The 18,822-nt window shown below is 68.4% G+C and carries 15 protein-coding genes; 10 read left to right on the top strand and 5 right to left on the bottom strand.

The window, feature by feature from the left end:
* The first annotated feature begins 31 nt into the window (after positions 1-31).
* The 3 genes from M4V62_RS21700 (at position 32) to M4V62_RS21690 (ending at position 3,040) form a co-directional block, all read left to right on the top strand.
* On the top strand, positions 32-1,114 hold the full coding sequence (locus tag M4V62_RS21700; protein WP_249588908.1) for an inositol-3-phosphate synthase: 1,083 nt from the start codon (positions 32-34) through the stop codon (positions 1,112-1,114).
* Positions 1,115-1,193: 79 nt separating this feature from the next.
* Positions 1,194-2,450, top strand: coding sequence for an MFS transporter (locus M4V62_RS21695; RefSeq protein WP_249588907.1), 1,257 nt, complete (start codon positions 1,194-1,196; stop codon positions 2,448-2,450).
* A gap of 113 nt (positions 2,451-2,563) precedes the next feature.
* The gene (locus M4V62_RS21690) at positions 2,564-3,040 is read left to right on the top strand and encodes an LppU/SCO3897 family protein (protein WP_249588906.1); all 477 of its coding nucleotides are present in this window, start codon (positions 2,564-2,566) and stop codon (positions 3,038-3,040) included.
* Between the two features lie 100 nt (positions 3,041-3,140).
* Here the strand turns inward: M4V62_RS21690 and M4V62_RS21685 are convergent, their stop codons facing one another.
* Entirely contained in the window at positions 3,141-4,583 is a 1,443-nt protein-coding gene (locus M4V62_RS21685) for a CCA tRNA nucleotidyltransferase (protein ID WP_249588905.1), read from the bottom strand.
* Between the two features lie 193 nt (positions 4,584-4,776).
* Here M4V62_RS21685 and M4V62_RS21680 point away from each other — a divergent pair, with 193 nt between their 5' ends.
* The 7 genes from M4V62_RS21680 (at position 4,777) to trxA (ending at position 14,570) form a co-directional block, all read left to right on the top strand.
* A complete protein-coding gene (locus tag M4V62_RS21680) occupies positions 4,777-7,134 on the top strand; it encodes a DUF6049 family protein (RefSeq protein WP_249592924.1) in 2,358 nt (785 codons plus the stop codon).
* A gap of 47 nt (positions 7,135-7,181) precedes the next feature.
* Positions 7,182-9,473, top strand: coding sequence for a murein biosynthesis integral membrane protein MurJ (murJ, locus tag M4V62_RS21675; RefSeq protein ID WP_249588904.1), 2,292 nt, complete (start codon positions 7,182-7,184; stop codon positions 9,471-9,473).
* A 118-nt stretch (positions 9,474-9,591) separates the two neighbouring features.
* Positions 9,592-11,301 (top strand): protein kinase family protein, encoded by a 1,710-nt coding sequence (locus M4V62_RS21670; protein WP_249588903.1) that lies wholly within the window; start codon positions 9,592-9,594, stop codon positions 11,299-11,301.
* 33 nt (positions 11,302-11,334) lie between these two features.
* Positions 11,335-12,069: an RNA polymerase sigma factor SigM gene (sigM, locus tag M4V62_RS21665; protein WP_283779103.1), complete on the top strand. Its 735-nt coding sequence runs from the start codon at positions 11,335-11,337 to the stop codon at positions 12,067-12,069.
* Positions 12,066-13,052, top strand: coding sequence for a hypothetical protein (locus tag M4V62_RS21660; protein WP_249588902.1), 987 nt, complete (start codon positions 12,066-12,068; stop codon positions 13,050-13,052). Before sigM ends, M4V62_RS21660 begins: the two co-directional genes overlap by 4 nt.
* A 182-nt stretch (positions 13,053-13,234) precedes the next feature.
* The gene (gene trxB, locus M4V62_RS21655) at positions 13,235-14,194 is read left to right on the top strand and encodes a thioredoxin-disulfide reductase (RefSeq protein ID WP_249588901.1); all 960 of its coding nucleotides are present in this window, start codon (positions 13,235-13,237) and stop codon (positions 14,192-14,194) included.
* 43 nt (positions 14,195-14,237) lie between these two features.
* The gene (trxA, locus tag M4V62_RS21650; protein ID WP_135332065.1) at positions 14,238-14,570 is read left to right on the top strand and encodes a thioredoxin; all 333 of its coding nucleotides are present in this window, start codon (positions 14,238-14,240) and stop codon (positions 14,568-14,570) included.
* Between the two features lie 133 nt (positions 14,571-14,703).
* On the opposite strand, the gene M4V62_RS21645 is transcribed toward trxA, so the two are convergent.
* The 4 genes from M4V62_RS21645 to rsmG all read right to left on the bottom strand — a co-directional run bounded on the left by M4V62_RS21645 (position 14,704) and on the right by rsmG (position 18,814).
* A complete protein-coding gene (locus tag M4V62_RS21645; protein ID WP_249588900.1) occupies positions 14,704-15,321 on the bottom strand; it encodes a GNAT family N-acetyltransferase in 618 nt (205 codons plus the stop codon).
* Positions 15,322-15,627: 306 nt separating this feature from the next.
* Positions 15,628-16,740, bottom strand: a complete 1,113-nt coding sequence (locus M4V62_RS21640) for a ParB/RepB/Spo0J family partition protein (RefSeq protein WP_249588899.1) — start codon at positions 16,738-16,740, stop codon at positions 15,628-15,630.
* On the bottom strand, positions 16,737-17,813 hold the full coding sequence (locus tag M4V62_RS21635; RefSeq protein ID WP_283779165.1) for a ParA family protein: 1,077 nt from the start codon (positions 17,811-17,813) through the stop codon (positions 16,737-16,739). The genes M4V62_RS21640 and M4V62_RS21635 overlap by 4 nt, the downstream gene beginning before the upstream one ends.
* A gap of 284 nt (positions 17,814-18,097) precedes the next feature.
* On the bottom strand, positions 18,098-18,814 hold the full coding sequence (gene rsmG / locus M4V62_RS21630; RefSeq protein ID WP_249588898.1) for a 16S rRNA (guanine(527)-N(7))-methyltransferase RsmG: 717 nt from the start codon (positions 18,812-18,814) through the stop codon (positions 18,098-18,100).
* Between the last annotated feature and the right edge of the window lie 8 nt (positions 18,815-18,822).

The following is an 18,822-nucleotide window of genomic DNA, read 5'->3' as shown; positions in this document are numbered from 1 at the left end:
GAATACACGAATCACACAGGGAGCAACCGGAATGGGTTCGGTTCGCGTAGCCATCGTCGGCGTGGGCAACTGCGCCGCCTCGCTGGTCCAGGGCGTCGAGTACTACAAGGACGCAGACCCGGACGCCAAGGTCCCGGGCCTGATGCACGTCCAGTTCGGCGAGTACCACGTCGGTGATGTCGAGTTCGTCGCCGCCTTTGACGTGGACGCCAAGAAGGTCGGCCTCGACCTCACGGACGCCATCGGCGCCAGCGAGAACAACACCATCAAGATCTGCGACGTACCGAGCAAGGGCGTCACCGTCCAGCGCGGCCACACCCTCGACGGCCTGGGCAAGTACTACCGCCAGACCATCGAGGAGTCCGACGAGACCCCGGTCGACGTCGTCCAGGTCCTCAAGGACAAGCAGGTCGACGTCCTCGTCTGCTACCTGCCCGTCGGTTCCGAGGACGCCGCGAAGTTCTACGCGCAGTGCGCCATCGACGCCAAGGTCGCCTTCGTCAACGCCCTTCCGGTCTTCATCGCCGGCACCAAGGAGTGGGCTGACAAGTTCACCGAGGCGGGCGTCCCGATCGTCGGCGACGACATCAAGTCGCAGGTCGGCGCCACCATCACGCACCGCGTGATGGCGAAGCTGTTCGAGGACCGCGGTGTCCGTCTCGAGCGCACGATGCAGCTCAACGTCGGCGGCAACATGGACTTCAAGAACATGTTGGAGCGCGACCGCCTCGAGTCCAAGAAGATCTCGAAGACGCAGTCCGTCACCTCGCAGATCCGCGACCGTGACATGGGCGCCGACAACGTCCACATCGGTCCGTCCGACTACGTCGCGTGGCTCGACGACCGCAAGTGGGCCTACGTCCGCCTCGAGGGCCGCGCCTTCGGTGACGTCCCGCTGAACCTCGAGTACAAGCTCGAGGTCTGGGACTCCCCGAACTCGGCCGGTGTCATCATCGACGCCCTGCGCGCCGCGAAGATCGCCAAGGACCGCGGCATCGGCGGCCCGATCCTCTCCGCGTCCTCGTACTTCATGAAGTCCCCGCCGGTGCAGTACTTCGACGACGAGGCCTACGAGAACGTCGAGAAGTTCATCAAGGGCGAGGTCGAGCGCTAAAAGCTCTTCCCTTGAACGGCTGTTGAGGGTCCCCGGGCAATGCGCCCGGGGACCCTCCTCGTATGTGAGGCTGTGCCCCATGGCTGTCGTCGGTGACCTGCGCGTACTGCTGCGCCTGGGGGACTTCCGGCGTCTGCTCGCCGTGCGGCTGATCTCCCAGGGCGCGGACGGCGTCTATCAGGTGGCCCTCGCCACGTACGTCGTCTTCTCGCCGGAGAAGCAGACCTCACCGGCCGCGATCGCCTCCGCGATGGCGGTGCTGCTCCTGCCGTACTCACTGATCGGCCCCTTCGCCGGCGTGCTCCTCGACCGCTGGCCACGCCGACAGGTTTTTCTGTACGGCAATCTGCTGCGGGCCGCTCTTGCCTCGGTGACCGCGGTGCTGATGCTGAGCGGCGTGCCCGACTGGCTCTTCTTCGCCTCCGCGCTCTGCGTCACCGCCGTCAACCGTTTCGTCCTCGCCGGACTCTCGGCGGCGCTGCCCCGTGTGGTCGACACGGAGCGCCTGGTGATGGCCAACTCCCTGTCACCGACCGCGGGGACGCTGGCCGCCACCGTGGGCGGCGGTCTCGCCTTCGTCGTACGCCTGGCGGGCTCCGACTCCGACGCGGTGGTGGTGCTCCTCGGGGCGGCCCTGTACCTGTGCGCGGCGCTCGCCTCACTGCGGATGGCGCGTGAACTCCTCGGTCCGGACCCTGAGCTGATGCGGCCACAGCTCGGCACGGCCCTTGCCGGTACGGCGCGGGACCTGGTGGCCGGGGTCCGACATCTGTCGCAGCGGCGCCCTGCCGCCCGCGCGCTCCTCGCGATGACGCTCATGCGGTTCTGCTACGGCGCCCTGTCGGTCATGGTCCTGATGCTCTGCCGATACGCCTGGTCGTCCTCGGAGTCCGACGGGCTCGCCCTGCTCGGGCTCGCCGTGGGGGTCTCTGGGGCGGGCTTCTTCGCGGCGGCCGTGGTGACGCCCTGGGCGGTGAACCGGCTGGCGGCCGGCGGCTGGATCGTCGTCTGCGCGGGGGCGGCGGCGATCCTGGAACCGGCGCTCGCCCTGCCCTTCTCACCTGTCCCGCTGCTGATCGCCGCGTTCCTCCTTGGCCTGACGACCCAGGGCGCGAAGATCGCCACGGACACGGTGGTGCAGTCCACGGTGGACGACAGCTTCCGTGGCCGGATCTTCTCCGTCTACGACGTCCTGTTCAACGTCGCCTTCGTCGGCGCGGCCGGAGTTGCCGCCCTGATGCTGCCGCCTGACGGGCGATCGGTCCCGCTGGTGGTCACGGTCGCCGTTATCTACGCAGCGATTGCTGCCGCTATGGCCAGATTTGACGCGCAGTAAGTGTCACATCAATGCCACAGAGCCACTCTGGGCTTCAGAGTTGTCACTGCATCCCTATAACTTACGGACGTCGTATCCGCGCCATCGCGCTTCCGTTCGAGGGGGACCCCCAAGTGACTACTCCGCCCCAGGGCCAGAATCCGTACGGCCAGGGCGTGCAGCCGCACCCCGGCCAGCCGGGACAGCCCGGCCAGCCCGGCGTTCCGCAGCAGCCCTACCCGCCCTACAACCAGGGCGCCCCGGTTCCGCCTCCGGCCGCGCCGAGCGGTGGCCGACGCGTGAGCAAGGTGGTCCTGCGGATCGGTGCCGTCATCGTCATCGGCATCATCATCGCTGTCGTCAAGTGGCAGCTGGGCAAGAGCGACGCCGAGACCACTGCCGTCGGTGACTGCCTGCACAACAAGGGCACGCAGTCGCAGCCGGACCTCAAGAACGCCGACTGCTCCTCCAGCGACGCCGAGTTCGAGGTCATCGAGAAGTTCGACAACACGAGCAGCGTCAGCAAGTGCGAAACGGTCAAGGGGACCGAGGTCTCCTACTACCAGACCGGCGGCAGCCACGATGTGGTGCTCTGCCTGAAGACCAAGTAGCGGCGTAAGCGAAGGGGCACTGTTTCACGTGAAACAGTGCCCCTTCGCATGTCCGGATCCGGCGTGATGTTTCACGTGAAACATCGCACCGAGTCCCATCTCACTCCTGTGCGGCCCACCATTCCTTGAGCGCCGCGATCGCTTCGTCTCGCTCCATCGGCCCGTTCTCCAGCCGCAGCTCCAGCAGGAACTTGTAGGCCTGGCCGATCACCGGGCCCGGCCGTACGTCCAGGACCTGCATGATCTCGTTGCCGTCCAGGTCCGGACGGATCGAGTCCAGCTCCTCCTGCTCCTGAAGCCGCGCGATGCGCTCCTCCAGGCCGTCGTACGCACGCGACAGCGCATTGGCCTTGCGCTTGTTGCGCGTCGTGCAGTCGGACCGGGTCAGCTTGTGCAGCCGGCTGAGGAGAGGGCCCGCGTCGCGTACGTAGCGACGTACGGCCGAGTCCGTCCACTCGCCTGTTCCGTAGCCGTGGAAGCGCAGGTGCAGCTCCACCAGACGCGAGACGTCCTTCACGAGCTCGTTCGAGTACTTGAGCTCCGTCATCCGCTTCTTGGCCATCTTGGCCCCCACCACCTCGTGGTGGTGGAAGGAGACCCGGCCGTCGTCCTCGAAGCGCCGCGTCCGCGGCTTCCCGATGTCGTGCAGCAGCGCCGCGAGCCGCAGCGTCAGATCCGGGCCGTCCTCCTCCAGCGCCATCGCCTGCTCGAGGACGATCAGCGAGTGGTCGTAGACGTCCTTGTGACGGTGGTGCTCGTCACTCTCCAGCCGCAGCGCCGGAAGCTCGGGCAGCACGCGGTCAGCGATGCCTGTGTCGACAAGTAGAGCAAGTCCCTTCGCCGGGTTCGGCGAGAGGAGCAGCTTGTTCAGTTCGTCACGGACGCGCTCCGCGGAGACGATGTCGATGCGCTCGGCCATCGCCTTCATCGCGGCGACGACGTCCGGAGCCACCTCGAAGTCCAGCTGCGCGGCGAACCGCGCGGCCCGCATCATCCGCAGCGGGTCGTCCGAGAAGGAGTCCTCCGGGGTGCCCGGGGTGCGCAGGATTCGCCCTGCCAGGTCCTCGAGACCGCCGTGCGGGTCGACGAACTCCTTCTCGGGGAGAGCGACGGCCATCGCGTTGACGGTGAAATCACGGCGTACGAGGTCTTCCTCGATGGAGTCGCCGTACGACACCTCGGGCTTGCGCGAGGTCCTGTCGTACGCCTCGGACCGGTACGTCGTGACTTCGATCTGGTAGCCATCCTTCTGGCTCCCCACGGTGCCGAAGGCGATCCCGACCTCCCACACCGAGTCCGCCCACGGCCTGACGATCTTCAGTACGTCCTCGGGGCGGGCATCGGTCGTGAAGTCCAGGTCATTGCCGAGCCGGCCAAGGAGCGCGTCTCTGACCGACCCGCCGACCAGGGCGAGAGAGAACCCGGCCTCCTGGAAACGGCGGGCAAGATCGTCCGCGACAGGGGACACACGCAGCAGTTCACTGACCGCGCGGCGCTGCACCTGACTCAGTGCGCTGGGATTTTCTTCATTGGCGTTCGGCACAACAGAAAAGGGTACGTGCCCCGGACGCCCCCAGCCGCCCGGTTTTCAGCGGGACCTCCGGGGCCGCGCGCCCCTCTCCGGCCAGGTCTTCCGATCATGTGGAGCAGTCCGCGGCACTTCGCCACAGCGCACCTCGTTACCATGCGTGGACGCACAACCGACGACCACTGACGACGACGAGGACGGGCAACGCGTGGCCGAGGCGGCAGACTTCCCGGGGACCAGTCCCTCACCTGCCCGCCGGTGGCTGCGGCGTACGGCAGCGTTGCTGGCTGGGGCCCCATTGCTGACCGGCATGCTGCAGCTGTCGGCGGAGCCGACCGCGCACGCCGCGGCGCCGAGCGCGGACGCGGGCGCGGCGGCAGACGCCACCGGTTCGAACACCGTCGACGTCTCGCTGAACAAACTCACACCCACCGCTCCGACGGACGGGGACACGGTCACCGTCTCCGGCACGGTCACCAACGAGGGCAAGCAGGCGATCACGGGAGCCGAGGTCGGGCTGCGCCTGGGGCCGGTCCTCAACGGCCGGAGCCAGATCGACTCCGCCGCCAAGCGCACCGGCTACCAGGCCGGAGCCGACGGCACGGAAGTCGGCGGCAAGTACGTCAAGAAGTTCTCCAAGCTGGCCCCCGGCATCCGTCAGGACTTCAGCATCTCCGTGCCGGTCAAGGCGCTGGATCTCGGCGCCGACGGCGTCTACCAGCTCGGTGTCTCGCTCACCGGCCGGACCGCCGCCCAGCCGTGGTCCCAGGTGCTCGGCTTCGAGCGGACCTTCCTGCCGTGGCAGTCGGGCGCCGCTGACACGAAGACCAAGACGACCTATTTGTGGCCGCTCATCTCCACCGCACACCTCACGGCGGAGACCGGCTCGGACGAGCAGCAGACGCCCGTCTTCACGGACGACGACCTGGCCAAGGAGCTCGCCCCCGGCGGTCGCCTGGAGCAGATGCTGTCCCTGGGCAGCGAGCTCGACGTCACCTGGGTCATCGATCCCGACCTGCTGGCCTCGGTCGACGCGATGACGCGGAACTATCGGGTACAGACCGCCGACGGCAAGAGCACCACGGCGGGCAAGGGCCAGGCGGTCGCCAAGGAGTGGCTCAACAAGCTCGAGCAGGCCGTGAAGGACGAGAAGGTCGTCGCGCTGCCCTTCGCCGACCCCGACCTGGCCTCGCTCGCTCACAACGGCAAGACCGTCACCGGTTCCCTGGGCCAGCTCAAGGACGCCACCGTTTCGGGAGCGCTGGCCGTGGACTCCATCCTCCACGTCAAGCCGCAGTCGGACTTCGCGTGGCCCGTGGACGGCGCCCTCGATCCGTCGATCGTCGACGTCTCCACCTCGGCGGGCGCCCACACGGTGATCGCCCGGAGCGACAGCCTGCGTGACGGCAGCGCGCTGCCGTACACACCCAACGCCGCCCGGCCCATCGGCGGCGGCACGACAGCCGTGGTGGCCGACGCACGCCTCTCCACGGCCTTCCAGGGCGACATGACGGGGGCCGAGAGCTCCACGCTCGCCGTGCAGGAGTTCCTCGCCCAGAGCCTGATGGTCACGCTGCAGGATCCGGACAAGCAGCGGAGCATCGTCGTCGCTCCTCAGCGCATGCCGTCCGCCAGCCAGGCCCAGGCGATGGCGAAGGCGCTGACCACCCTCTCCGACGACCGCTGGTCGCAGCCGCAGGACCTGTCGGCAGCGGCGAAGGCCAAGCCGGACCCGTCGGCCACGACCCAGGTGCCTTCGGCCGGCTCCTATCCGGCGGCGCTGCGCAAGCAGGAGCTGCCGAAGTCGGCCTTCAAGTCCATTCAGAACACCCAGAACAAGCTCAACCGCTTCCAGACGATCCTCAGCGAGCCCGACCGCGTCATCACGCCCTTCGGGCGGGCCATAGACCGCGAGATGTCGACGTCCTGGCGGGGCAGGCCCGCCGAGGCGGCGACCTACCGCCAGGGCGTGGACAACTACCTGACGACACTCATCGACCAGGTGGCGCTGATCAAGAAGTCCGACGCGAAGCTCTCGGGGCGCAGCGCGACGATCCCGGTGACGGTGCAGAACAACCTGGTCCAAGGCGTCGACCACATGGTTCTGCGTCTGACGTCGGAAAACCCCACGCGTCTGAAGATCGGTGGCAAGGCCTACTCGGAACAGCCGGTCAAGGTCGCGGGCGGCCACGCCCAGTCGGTGAAGTTCACCACCACGGCCAACGCCAACGGCCCGGTCCCGGTCTACGCCCAGCTCTACACCGAGGACGGCCAGCCGTACGGCGACCGGGTCCAGTTCGACGTGAACGTCACCGAGATCACCCTCACCGTGATGCTGGTCATCGCGGGCGGCGTGCTGCTTCTGGTGCTCGCCGGATTCCGGATGTACACCCAGCGCAAGCGGGCCTCCCGGCAGCAGGCCGAGGAAGGCCCTGAGGACGGCCCGGACGGCGCGTCCGGCACGGAGTCCGGCGAGGACGACCCCGAGCAGCCGAGTGACCCGACACCGGACACCGCTCCGGAAAGCACCGACCCGTCGGACACGGGTGAGAGAGTGGACCGTTGAGCGATGTCGTGGCCGGTGGGCCCGGGGACGATGAGGTGGGGTAATCCATGAACGCGCCGTACGACGGTGACCGTGGCCAGGGCGCGGGCGGTTCCGGTCCTCCGGAGGACGGGCAGGTGCCACCCCAGCCTGCCCCGGACGTGTACCTCCAGGATGCCTACGACCAGGACCCCTACCGAGCACAGGATCTCGCCGCCCAGGACCCGGTGACCGAGGCGCTGTACGACCGCGCCGCGCACCCCCCGCCGCCTCCCGGTTACTACCAGGACCCCCAGCCGCTCTACGCTCAGCCGCCCTCCCCGCAGCACGCCCCGGACCCCCGCGTGTGGGCCCAGACCCCGGCCCCCGAACCCGAAGGCCCGACCCGGCACCTCCCGTACGGCGACGACGCCCGCACGACGCAGTTCGTGGGCGTCGACGACCTGGTCACCCAGGCCGGCGAGGAGCGCCACGAGCCGGACGCCTTCGCCCACCTCTTCCGGGACCAGCAGCCGGGCGGCTACCGCGAGCAGCAGGACGCCACCTATCAGCAGGGCGGCGGCTATCCCCAGGACGGATACCCCCAAGGCAACGGCTATCCCCCCGGCAACGGCTACCCCCAGGGCAACGGCTATCAGCAGCAGGGCGGCTACCAGCCCCCCGAGCCCCCGATGGTCCCGGCCCCGGCAGCTCCCCCGACTCCCGCACCGGCCCCGAAGTCCGGCGGCGGCGGACGGGCGTCAAGCCTGCTGAAGTCGAGCGCGGTGATGGCCGCGGGCACGATGGTCTCCCGGCTCACCGGTTTCGTCCGCACCATGGTGATCACCGCGGCCCTCGGCGCCGCGACCCTCGGTGACGCCTGGACCGTCGCGTACACGCTGCCGACGATGATCTACATCCTGACCGTCGGCGGTGGCCTCAACTCGGTCTTCGTGCCGCAGCTGGTGCGTGCCATGAAGGACGACAAGGACGGCGGCGTGGCCTACGCCAACCGCCTGCTGACCCTGGTCATGGTCGCGCTCGGCCTCATCGTCGCCCTGGCCGTCTTCGCGGCGCCGCTGCTGATCAAGCTGATGTCGACCCCCATCGCGAACAACCCGCCGGCCAACAACGTCGCGGTCACCTTCGCCCGCTACTGCCTGCCCACCATCTTCTTCATGGGCGTGCACGTGGTGATGGGCCAGATCCTCAACGCCCGCGGGAAGTTCGGCGCGATGATGTGGACCCCGGTCCTCAACAACATCGTCATGATCTTCACCTTCGGGCTGTTCATCTGGGTCTACGGAACCTCCGGCGACTCGGGCATGAGGGTCGAGTCGATCCCCGCGGACGGTGTCCGTCTCCTGGGCATCGGCACGCTGCTCGGTCTGGTCGTCCAGGCCCTGGCGATGATCCCGTATCTGCGCGAGACGGGCTTCCGGTTCCGGCCGCGCTTCGACTGGAAGGGCCACGGCCTCGGCAAGGCGGTCAAGCTCGCCAAGTGGACGGTGCTCTTCGTCCTCGCCAACCAGGCCGGCGTGCTCGTGGTCACCCAGCTGGCCACCGCCGCGGGCAAGGCCTCCGGCAAGGACGGCACAGGCATCATGGCCTACTCCAACGCCCAGCTGATCTGGGGCATGCCACAGGCCATCATCACCGTCTCCGTCATGGCGGCCATGCTGCCCCGCATCTCGCGGGCGGCCCATGACAACGACCCCGGCGCGGTCCGCGACGACATCTCACAGGGGCTGCGCACCTCCGCGGTGGCGATCGTCCCGGTCGCCTTCGCGTTCGTCGCCCTCGGCGTCCCGATGTGCACCCTGCTGTTCGCCTCCAGCGGCAGCGAGGCAGCCCGGTCCATGGGCTTCGTCCTGATGGCGTTCGGCCTGGGCCTGATCCCGTACTCGGTGCAGTACGTCGTCCTGCGCGGCTTCTACGCCTACGAGGACACCCGGACGCCCTTCTACAACACGGTCATCGTGGCGGCCGTCAACGCGGCGGCGAGCTGCCTCGCCTATGTCCTCCTGCCCGCCCAGTGGGCTGTGATCGGCATGGCCGCCTCGTACGGCCTCGCCTACGCGGTCGGCGTCGGTGTCGCCTGGCGCAGGCTGCGCAACCGCCTCGGCGGCGATCTGGACGGCACCCACGTCCTGCGTACCTACGCCCGGCTCGCCATGGCGTGCATCCCGGCGGCGATCCTCGGCGGCGCGGTCGGCTTCGGGATCCTCAAGGCTCTGGGCGACGGCGCCGGTGGTTCCCTCATCGCTTTGGTGGCCGGCGGAATCGTCCTCGGAGGCATCTTCTTCGTGGCTGCCCGAAAGATGCGGATTGCGGAGCTCAATTCCATGGTCGGGATGGTCCGCGGCCGTCTCGGACGGTGAGATCCAGGGGTTCGCACAACCATCACCGGCCACCGCGTGTCGTGCATAGCGCCGGACTGTGGGCACAATTGGCTTTGGCGTCTGACGAAGCGCGATGGATGGGGAGGCAGGAACGACGGTGGCGGAACGGAGCACGGCTGCCGTCGACGTGGCAGACAACAGCGGCGATGAGCCGCTGACCGCGAAAGCGGACGAGGCCACGGCCGACGGGGTGGCCCAGACCCGGGAGCGGGAAACGGCAGAAGAAGGCGCAGCAGAGACCGGTGGGCCCACAAGCCCGGGGGCGGCATCACCCCCCGAGCTGCACAGCGGTCACAAGCTCGCCAGACGCTACCGACTCGAAGAGTGCGTCACCCGTCTGGACGGTTTCAGCAGCTGGCGTGCGGTGGACGAGAAGCTCCGCCGGGCCGTCGGCGTGCATCTGCTGCCCGCCGACCATCCACGGGCACGATCAGTGCTCGCCGCGGCCCGCTCGTCGGCGCTGCTCGGCGACCCCCGCTTCGTGCACGTCCTGGACGCGGTCGAGGAGAACGACCTCGTCTACGTGGTGCACGAGTGGCTGCCCGACGCCACGGAACTCACCGCGCTGCTCGCTGCGGGCCCTCTTGAGGCGCACGACGCGTACCAACTCGTCAGCCAGGTCGCCCAGGCCATGGCGGCCGCTCACCGTGAGGGTCTCGCCCACCTGCGGCTGACCCCGAGCGCGGTGCTGCGGACCTCCTCCGGTCAGTACCGCATCCGCGGCCTCGCCGTGAACGCGGCGCTCCGCGGCATCAGCTCCGACACCCCGCAGCGCACGGACACCGAAGCGGTCGGCGCACTGCTGTACGCCTCGCTGACCCAGCGCTGGCCGTACGAGGACGACGCGTACGGCCTCTCCGGGCTGCCCAAGGGCGTCGGCCTGATCGCCCCCGACCAGGTGCGCGCAGGCGTGCACAGGGGCCTCTCCGAGCTCGCCATGCGCGCGCTCGTGAACGAGGGTGCGACCGCCTCCCGCCAGGAGCCGCCGTGCACGACGCCGGAGGAGCTGGTGAAGGCGATCGGTGAGATGCCCCGCATCCGCCCGCCGGAGCCCGCGTTCACCGCACCGCCCGAGTACCAGCGCACGACCTACCAGCAGGGCACGTACGGCCGCACCGCGCCCCGTCCGGGAGCCACCCAGCCGGTGCCGACCCCGCCGCCCCCGCTGCAGAGCCGTACCGGCAAGGCCCTCAAGTGGGCCGTGTCCGCACTGCTCATCGCAGCCTTGGGTCTCGGCAGCTGGCAGCTCGCGGACGCGCTGCTGGACCGGGGGAACTCCGAGGACCCCGGCAGCTCGGACACCTCCGACGAGGGCGACAAGAACAAGCCGAAGCCGACGCATCCGATCAAGATCACGAGCGGCCAGGAGTACGTCCTCGAGGGCGGTCCCCAGGATGTTCAGGGCGTCCCCAACACGTATGACGGCGACGACTCGACGTACTGGCGGTCCAAGAGCTTCATAGAGGGCCCCAAGCTCGCCCCGTACAAGCCCGGCGTCGGAATCGTCTACGACCTCGGCAAGGAAGAGGACGTGTCGACCGCGTCGCTCGGGCTCCGCTACGGCGGCGACCACACGACTGTCGAGCTGTACGCCACGGACTCGATGTCCTCGTCGACGCCTCCGAGCGCGATGAAGAAGATCGGGACCGTCACGACCACGGGCAAGAGCGCCAAGATCAAGGCGAAGAAACCGGTCAAGACGCAGTACGTACTCGTCTGGCTCACCGATGTACCGCAGTCACCCCGTGATGAGTACAGCAGCGCGGGGTACAAGCAGGCCATCACGGACGTGAAGTTCGCGGGCTGAGGGCCGAGGCTCATCGGGGGAGGGGGTTCGACGGTGGACGACACCACGTACGGCGAGATGAACGACCAGGACCTCCTGGCCAGCCATGTGGAAGGGGACAAGGACGCCTTCGGCGAGCTTGTCCGGCGCCATCGCGACCGCCTGTGGGCCGTGGCCCTGCGCACGCTGGGCGACCGCGAGGAGGCCGCTGACGCCGTCCAGGACGCCCTGGTGTCCGCCTACCGTGCCGCGCACACCTTCCGCGGGCAGTCGGCCGTCACGACGTGGCTGCACCGGATCACCGTGAACGCCTGCCTCGACCGGGCACGCAAGGCGGCGTCCCGGAAGACCTCTCCCATCGACGACACCGAACGGCTCGAGCAGCTCCTCGAGCCGCACGAGTCGGCGGCCGCTCCCGTCGAGCGCGGCGATCTGCACCGCGAACTCGTCGAGGCACTGGGCACCCTGCCGCACGACCAACGCGCCGCCCTCGTCCTGGTGGACATGCAGGGCTATCCAGTGGCCGAAGCAGCCCAGGTGCTCGAGGTGCCCACCGGCACCGTGAAGAGCCGCTGCGCACGCGGCAGAGCCAGACTGCTGCCGCTGCTCACCCACCTGCGTACGGAGCCCCGTACGCAGCGCGGAGACAGCGGCGACGACAAGGACGGCAAGAAGTCGGGCCCGGGAAGGAACCGGACGCAGGGGACATCCGTCCCACCTGCAGCGGGACCACGGGATGCGGGACCAAGCGATTCAGCTGCTGCGAAGGGCGGAGGTGGGCGAGCGTGACAACCACGACCGACTCGGCCGGGCACCCAGAAGTCGCTGAGATCTCCGACCTCACGGAAGGGCTACTCACCCCCTCCCGGACCGTCGATGTCCGACGGCACCTGGACGACTGCCCGCTCTGCGCCGATGTCTACGACTCCCTGGAGGAGATCCGGGGCATGCTCGGCACGCTGCCGGGTCCGCCGCGGATGCCGGCAGACATCGCCGGGCGCATCGACGCGGCACTGGCGGCGGAAGCCCTGCTGGACTCCATCGCACCGGGCTCCGTCGAGCCGATCGAGCCGGACCCGATGGTGACGCCTGCGGCCGCCGTGCGTGTTTCACGTGAAACAACGCCCGCCGCAGGTGAACCCTCCAAGCCGTCCGGGTCTTCTCGCACCCCCGCCTCCAGCCCGCATGCGGACCGGCCCGCGGGGCACCCCCGCGCCGCCACGGGGCCTGGACGCGGAAGCAAGTTCCGGACCGGCCGTCGGCGCAACGTAGTGCTCGGTGCCGTCTTCACGGCGGCCGCCATCGGTCTCGGTTCCTTGTTGATACAGAACGTGGGCGACGACTCGGGAGGCAAGAGCGACACCGCGTCCGGCCACTCCGACTCCGCGCACGCCTTCTCCGAGGACAAGCTCAAGGGCCAAGTGACCGACCTGCTCGCCAAGGCACCCACCACGGGACCCGATTCCGGCAGCGACGAGCCGTCCTTCGGCGTGCGGTCCAGCCCGGAGTCCCCGAAGGACAAGAACGCCCCGATGCGCGAGTCCACCGTCACCGTCCCGCAGTGCATCCAACTCGGCATCGGCGAGAGGACACCGCTCGCCGCCGAGAAGGGCACATACAAGGGGAAGGACGCCTACCTCGTTGTGGCGTCCCATGACTCCGACAACACGAAGGTCTCCGCGTACGTCATCGACGCGACGTGCGTGGACAAGCCGTCGTCGGCCACCGCTGCGGGCAAGGTACTGCTGACCAACTCCTACGCGCGGCCCTGACTCTCTCGCCGTCGCGGCGGGAGAGTCGGCCCAGCGTGGCATCCTGACGTCCCTGACTTGCTTCCGTGCGCTCGGACACGTCGGGAATGCATGCCCCGTAGGATCCGTTGGGTGGGGTGAGAGACCTGAGACAGGCACCCACCAGCAGTACGCAGCAGTCTCCAGAGACGAGGAATCAAGCCGTGACCGACGTCCGTAACGTGATCATCATCGGCTCCGGGCCCGCCGGCTACACGGCGGCGCTCTACACCGCGCGAGCGTCGCTGAAGCCCCTGGTGTTCGAGGGCGCCGTCACCGCAGGCGGTGCGCTGATGAACACCACCGAGGTGGAGAACTTCCCCGGCTTCCAGGACGGCGTCATGGGCCCCGAGCTCATGGACAACATGCGGGCCCAGGCCGAGCGCTTCGGCGCCGAGCTGGTGCCGGACGATGTGATCTCCGTCGACCTCAGCGGCGAGATCAAGACCGTGACGGACACGGCGGGCACCGTGCACCGCGCGAAGTCCGTGATCGTGACCACGGGCTCCCAGCACCGCAAGCTCGGCCTGCCGAACGAGGACGCACTCTCCGGCCGCGGTGTCTCCTGGTGCGCGACCTGCGACGGCTTCTTCTTCAAGGACCAGGACATCGCCGTGATCGGCGGCGGCGACACCGCGATGGAGGAGGCCACCTTCCTCTCCCGCTTCGCCAAGTCCGTGACGATCGTGCACCGCCGCGACAGCCTGCGCGCCTCCAAGGCGATGCAGGACCGCGCTCTCGCCGACCCGAAGATCAAGTTCATCTGGGACAGCGAGGTCGCCGAGATCAAGGGCGAGCAGAAGCTCTCCGGTCTGACGCTGCGCAACCTGAAGACGGGCGAGACCGCCGAGCTGCCCGTGACCGGCCTGTTCATCGCGATCGGCCACGACCCGCGCACCGAGCTCTTCAAGGGCCAGCTCGACCTGGACGACGAGGGCTACCTGAAGGTCGAGGCTCCCTCGACCCGGACGAACCAGACCGGTGTCTTCGCCGCCGGTGACGTCGTCGACCACACGTACCGCCAGGCGATCACGGCGGCCGGCACCGGCTGCTCCGCCGCCCTCGACTCCGAGCGGTTCCTCGCTGCCCTCGCGGACAGCGAGACGGCCGCCGCCGCCGTCTGACATCCCATCCTCCCCACCGCACCACCAAGTTAAGGAGCCCGCCGTGGCCGGCACTCTGAAGAACGTGACCGACGCCTCCTTCGAGGAAGACGTCCTGAAGAACGACAAGCCCGTCCTGGTGGACTTCTGGGCCGCCTGGTGCGGTCCGTGCCGCCAGATCGCCCCGTCCCTCGAGGCGATCGCGGCCGAGCACGGCGACAAGATCGAGATCGTCAAGCTCAACATCGACGAGAACCCGGGCATCGCCGCCAAGTACGGCGTCATGTCCATCCCGACCCTGAACGTGTACCAGGGTGGCGAGGTGGCCAAGACGATCGTCGGCGCCAAGCCGAAGGCCGCTCTGGAGCGCGACCTCGCGGACTTCATCGCCGAGTAGCGAGCGGCGTCGCAACGAGCGACGCGATGTTTCACGTGAAACACGAATGGGCCAACCCTCCGGGGTTGGCCCATTCGCATGACAGGTTCGCATGACAGGAGTGAACAGCTGGAGTGAGTGCCGGGTGTGGGGGTCAGAGCGGTCGGAGCACAGGCTCCTTCTGCACCGCCCCGAGCAGTCGGTCGAGCGCCAACTCGACGTCCTCCTTCCAGGAGAGCGTCGTACGCAGCTCAAGCCTCAGCCGTGGATACGAGGGATGCGGACGGACCGTCTTGAAGCCCACCGCCAGTAGATGATCGGCGGGCAGCACACACGCGGGCTTCTCCCACCGAGCATCACCGAAGGCTTCGATCGCCTTGAACCCGCGTCGCAGCAGATCCTTCGCCACCGTCTGGACGATCACCCGGCCGAGCCCCTGGCCCTGATAGCCCGGCATGATCCAGGCGGTCATCAGCTGCACGGCATCGGGGGACACGGGGCTTGTCGGGAAGGCGGTGGCGCGTGGCACGTACGCCGGCGGGGCGTACAGCACGAAGCCCACTGGAACATCGTCGACGTAGACGACTCGGCCGCACGATCCCCACTCCAGCAGGACGGCGGAGATCCACGCTTCCTTCTCCAGCTCCGGCGTACCGGCCTTTACCGCGGCTTGGCCGCTGACCGGGTCCAGCTCCCAGAAGACACACGTCCGGCAACGCTGGGGAAGGTCCGGAAGGTTGTCCAGCGTGAGCGGTACGAGCCGACGCCCCATGAAGGCTGTTCCTCACTTCCTTCGCCCGCCGCATCACGGGCGGCAGTCAGAGCGCTCCGTTCCTTCAGCAGGCTGCCGACGAATCCGCCGACGGCTCCCAGCCCAAGGCCCGCAGTCATCAATCCGGTGCGGCTCACCGATCGCATGGCCCTCCCCTCCCCAATGAGGTGTCGCCAGCTGGATGCGCCATACCCAATCGCATCGTATCCACGATGCGATTGCACCGATACCGTAAGAAAGCAAAGAGCGGGCCGTGTTCCGGTACACACCGGACACGGCCCGCTCTTGCGGACTGGCTGATGAGGCTCAGGCCTCTTCGCCCTCGGATGCCTCGTCCTCGGCGGAGTCCTCGGCGAGTCCGTTCTTCAGAACCGGACCCTCGCCCGGGGCGAGGGTCGTGAGGATGCGCTCCAGGTCTTCCAGCGAAGCGAAGTCGACGACGATCTTGCCCTTCTTCTGCCCCAGGTCCACCCTCACGCGGGTCTCGAACCGGTCGGAGAGACGAGTGGCGAGGCTGGTCAGCGACGGCGACACCCGACCGCCCGCACGCGGCCCCTTGGCCCGCGGGGCACTCTGCGGCCGCGAACCCATGAGGGTCACGATCTCCTCGACAGCACGCACCGAGAGACCCTCGGCCACGATCCGATGCGCCAGGCGGTCCTGCTCCTCCGAGTCCTCGACGGACAGCAGAGCACGAGCATGGCCCGCGGAGAGCACTCCGGCAGCGACCCTGCGCTGTACCGCCGGGGACAGCTTCAGCAGCCGCAGCGTGTTCGAGACCTGCGGGCGGGAACGGCCGATCCGGTCCGCCAGCTGATCGTGTGTGCAGTTGAAGTCCCTGAGCAGCTGGTCGTAGGCGGCAGCCTCTTCCAGCGGGTTCAGCTGCGCACGGTGCAGGTTCTCAAGGAGCGCGTCCAGGAGAAGCTTCTCGTCGTCCGTCGCGCGGACGATCGACGGGATGCGCTCAAGCCCTGCCTCACGGCAAGCCCGCCAGCGCCGCTCGCCCATGATGAGCTCGTAGCGCGAGGGCCCTACCTGCCGTACGACGACAGGCTGGAGAAGCCCGACCTCCTTGATGGAGGTCACCAGCTCGGCGAGGGCATCCTCGTCGAAGACCTCACGGGGCTGCCTCGGGTTGGGCGTGATGAAGTCGAGAGGCAGTTCGGCGAAGTGCGCACCGACAGGACTCTCCTCGGCCTCCACCGCTGCGTTCGGCGGCTGCTCCGTTTCATGTGAAACGGGGCTCTGCGGGAGCGCCGCCACCTTCGCGGCCGCCACACCCCGCTCGGCGGTGAGCACCGGTACGGCACTGGGGGAAGCCGAAGCTCCACTCATGGCCTGGGCGGTCGACTTCTCCGTCGGGGCCGCAGGGATCAGGGCGCCGAGGCCACGGCCCAGCCCTCTCCGTCGCTCGCTCACTGCATCCCCTCCGTCGTGCTGTGCTGATCATTCTGGGCGCCCATGTGGGCGTGCTGTACGTCGTAGCGAATACCGACGCCGCGTAGCGCGATCTCCCGTGCCGCCTCGAAGTACGAGAGGGCACCGCTCGACCCCGGATCGTAGGTGAGCACGGTCTGGCCGTAGCTCGGCGCCTCGGAGATGCGGACCGAGCGGGGAATGCTCGTCCGCAGGACCTCCTCGCCGAAGTGGGTGCGCACCTCGTCCGCCACCTGTGAGGCGAGCCGGGTGCGGCCGTCGTACATGGTGAGCAGGATCGTCGAGACGTGCAGATGGGGGTTGAGGTGCCCCCGCACCAGATCGACGTTGCGCAGGAGCTGGCCGAGGCCTTCCAGTGCGTAGTACTCGCACTGGATGGGGATCAGCACCTCCGCGCCGGCAACCAGAGCGTTGACCGTCAGCAGACCGAGCGACGGAGGGCAGTCGATGAGGATGTAGTCCAGCGGCTGCTCGTACGCCTGGATCGCCCGTTGCAGTCGGCTCTCCCGCGCCACCAGTGACACCAGCTCGATCTCCGCACCGGCGAGATCGATGGTGGCCGGGGCGCAGAACAGTCCCTCGACATCAGGGACCGGCTGCACGACTTCGGAGAGCGGCTTGCTGTCGATCAACACGTCGTAGATGGACGGCACTTCCGCGTGGTGGTCGATGCCCAGAGCCGTGGAGGCGTTGCCCTGCGGGTCGAGGTCGATGACCAAGACGCGCGCGCCGTGCAGAGCGAGCGAAGCGGCGAGGTTGACGGTTGTCGTCGTCTTGCCCACTCCACCCTTCTGATTGGCAACCACCATGACTCGGGTCTGCTCGGGTCGTGGCAGGCCCTCGCCTGCACGGCCCAGGGCTTCCACCGCCAGTTGGGCAGCACGACCGATAGGGGTGTCGTCCATCGGGGGCGGTGTTTCACGTGAAACATCCTCCCCCGCCGACTCGGTACGGGGACCGGGGACCGGATCGGTCATCGGTCCCGCGATGTTGGCGTCGGACCGCAAGGATTCACTCTCCTCGACTTCAGGCTCGCAATGAACAGAGCCTCCCATGCTTTGAGGGTCGTGAACCAGCGAGGCCCGGTCTTCTGTGGACGAATCCACCTCTGTGGACAACTCCGTTCCCTTATCGAGGGAACCGAGTGGCCGCCGGTCGCGAGGTTCCGCAGCGCGGCCGCGACTGATGATGCCATGCAGCAGTGAGCGACGTTTCACGTGAAACACGATGCACGGCAGCCGGGGTGCCGCTTGCGCGACACCCCGGTATGCGTACGTTTGGCAGCTTTTGTGGAGTACGGCTCGTCGTCAGGACGGATGAACGACGAGGGTGTAATCGCTCAGCGACGACGCCGCGTCCGCCCCGTCCGGGCAGCCTTCGCGCGCTTGGCCGCGAAGCGCACACCGCCGGGGCTCTCCCCGACCTCCACCCGCACGACCGTTGACAGCGGGTCCACCACTCCCTCACCGACGTGCAGCACCGAGGTGGTCACCGCGCCGAGCTTGCCCAGAGCGGCCCCCGCGGCCTTGACCTCTTCCTCGGCCGTGTCGCCCTTGAGCAACAGCATCTCCCCATAGGGGCGCAGGAGAGGCACTCCCCAGGCCGCAAGACGGTCCAGTGGCGCAACGGCCCGCGCGGTCACCACGTGGACGGGAGGCAGCTTGCCAAGGACCTCCTCGGCGCGCCCACGCACCACCGTCACGTGGTCGAGTCCGAGCAGCTCGACCACTTCGGTGAGAAAGGTCGTCCGGCGCAGCAGGGGTTCAAGCAACGTGATCTTCAGGTCCGGCCGGACGAGAGCCAGCGGAATGCCCGGCAGGCCCGCCCCCGAGCCGACATCACAGACCATTACGTTCTCGGGCACGACCTCGGAGAGGACCGCGCAGTTCAGCAGATGCCGCTCCCACAGTCGAGGCACTTCGCGAGGACCGATCAGGCCGCGCTGCACTCCCGCATCGGCCAGCAACTCCGCGTACCGGACCGCGTCCGAGAAGCGCTCACCGAATACCGCCCGGGCCTGCTCGGGCGCCGAGGGGAGCTCCGCTGCCTCCGTCACGGGGACCG

It is taken from the genome of Streptomyces durmitorensis, from assembly GCF_023498005.1.
Lineage (GTDB): Bacteria > Actinomycetota > Actinomycetes > Streptomycetales > Streptomycetaceae > Streptomyces > Streptomyces durmitorensis.
The sequence above is the reverse complement of the archived record's forward strand: the minus strand, read 5'-3'. Positions and strand labels throughout refer to the sequence as shown.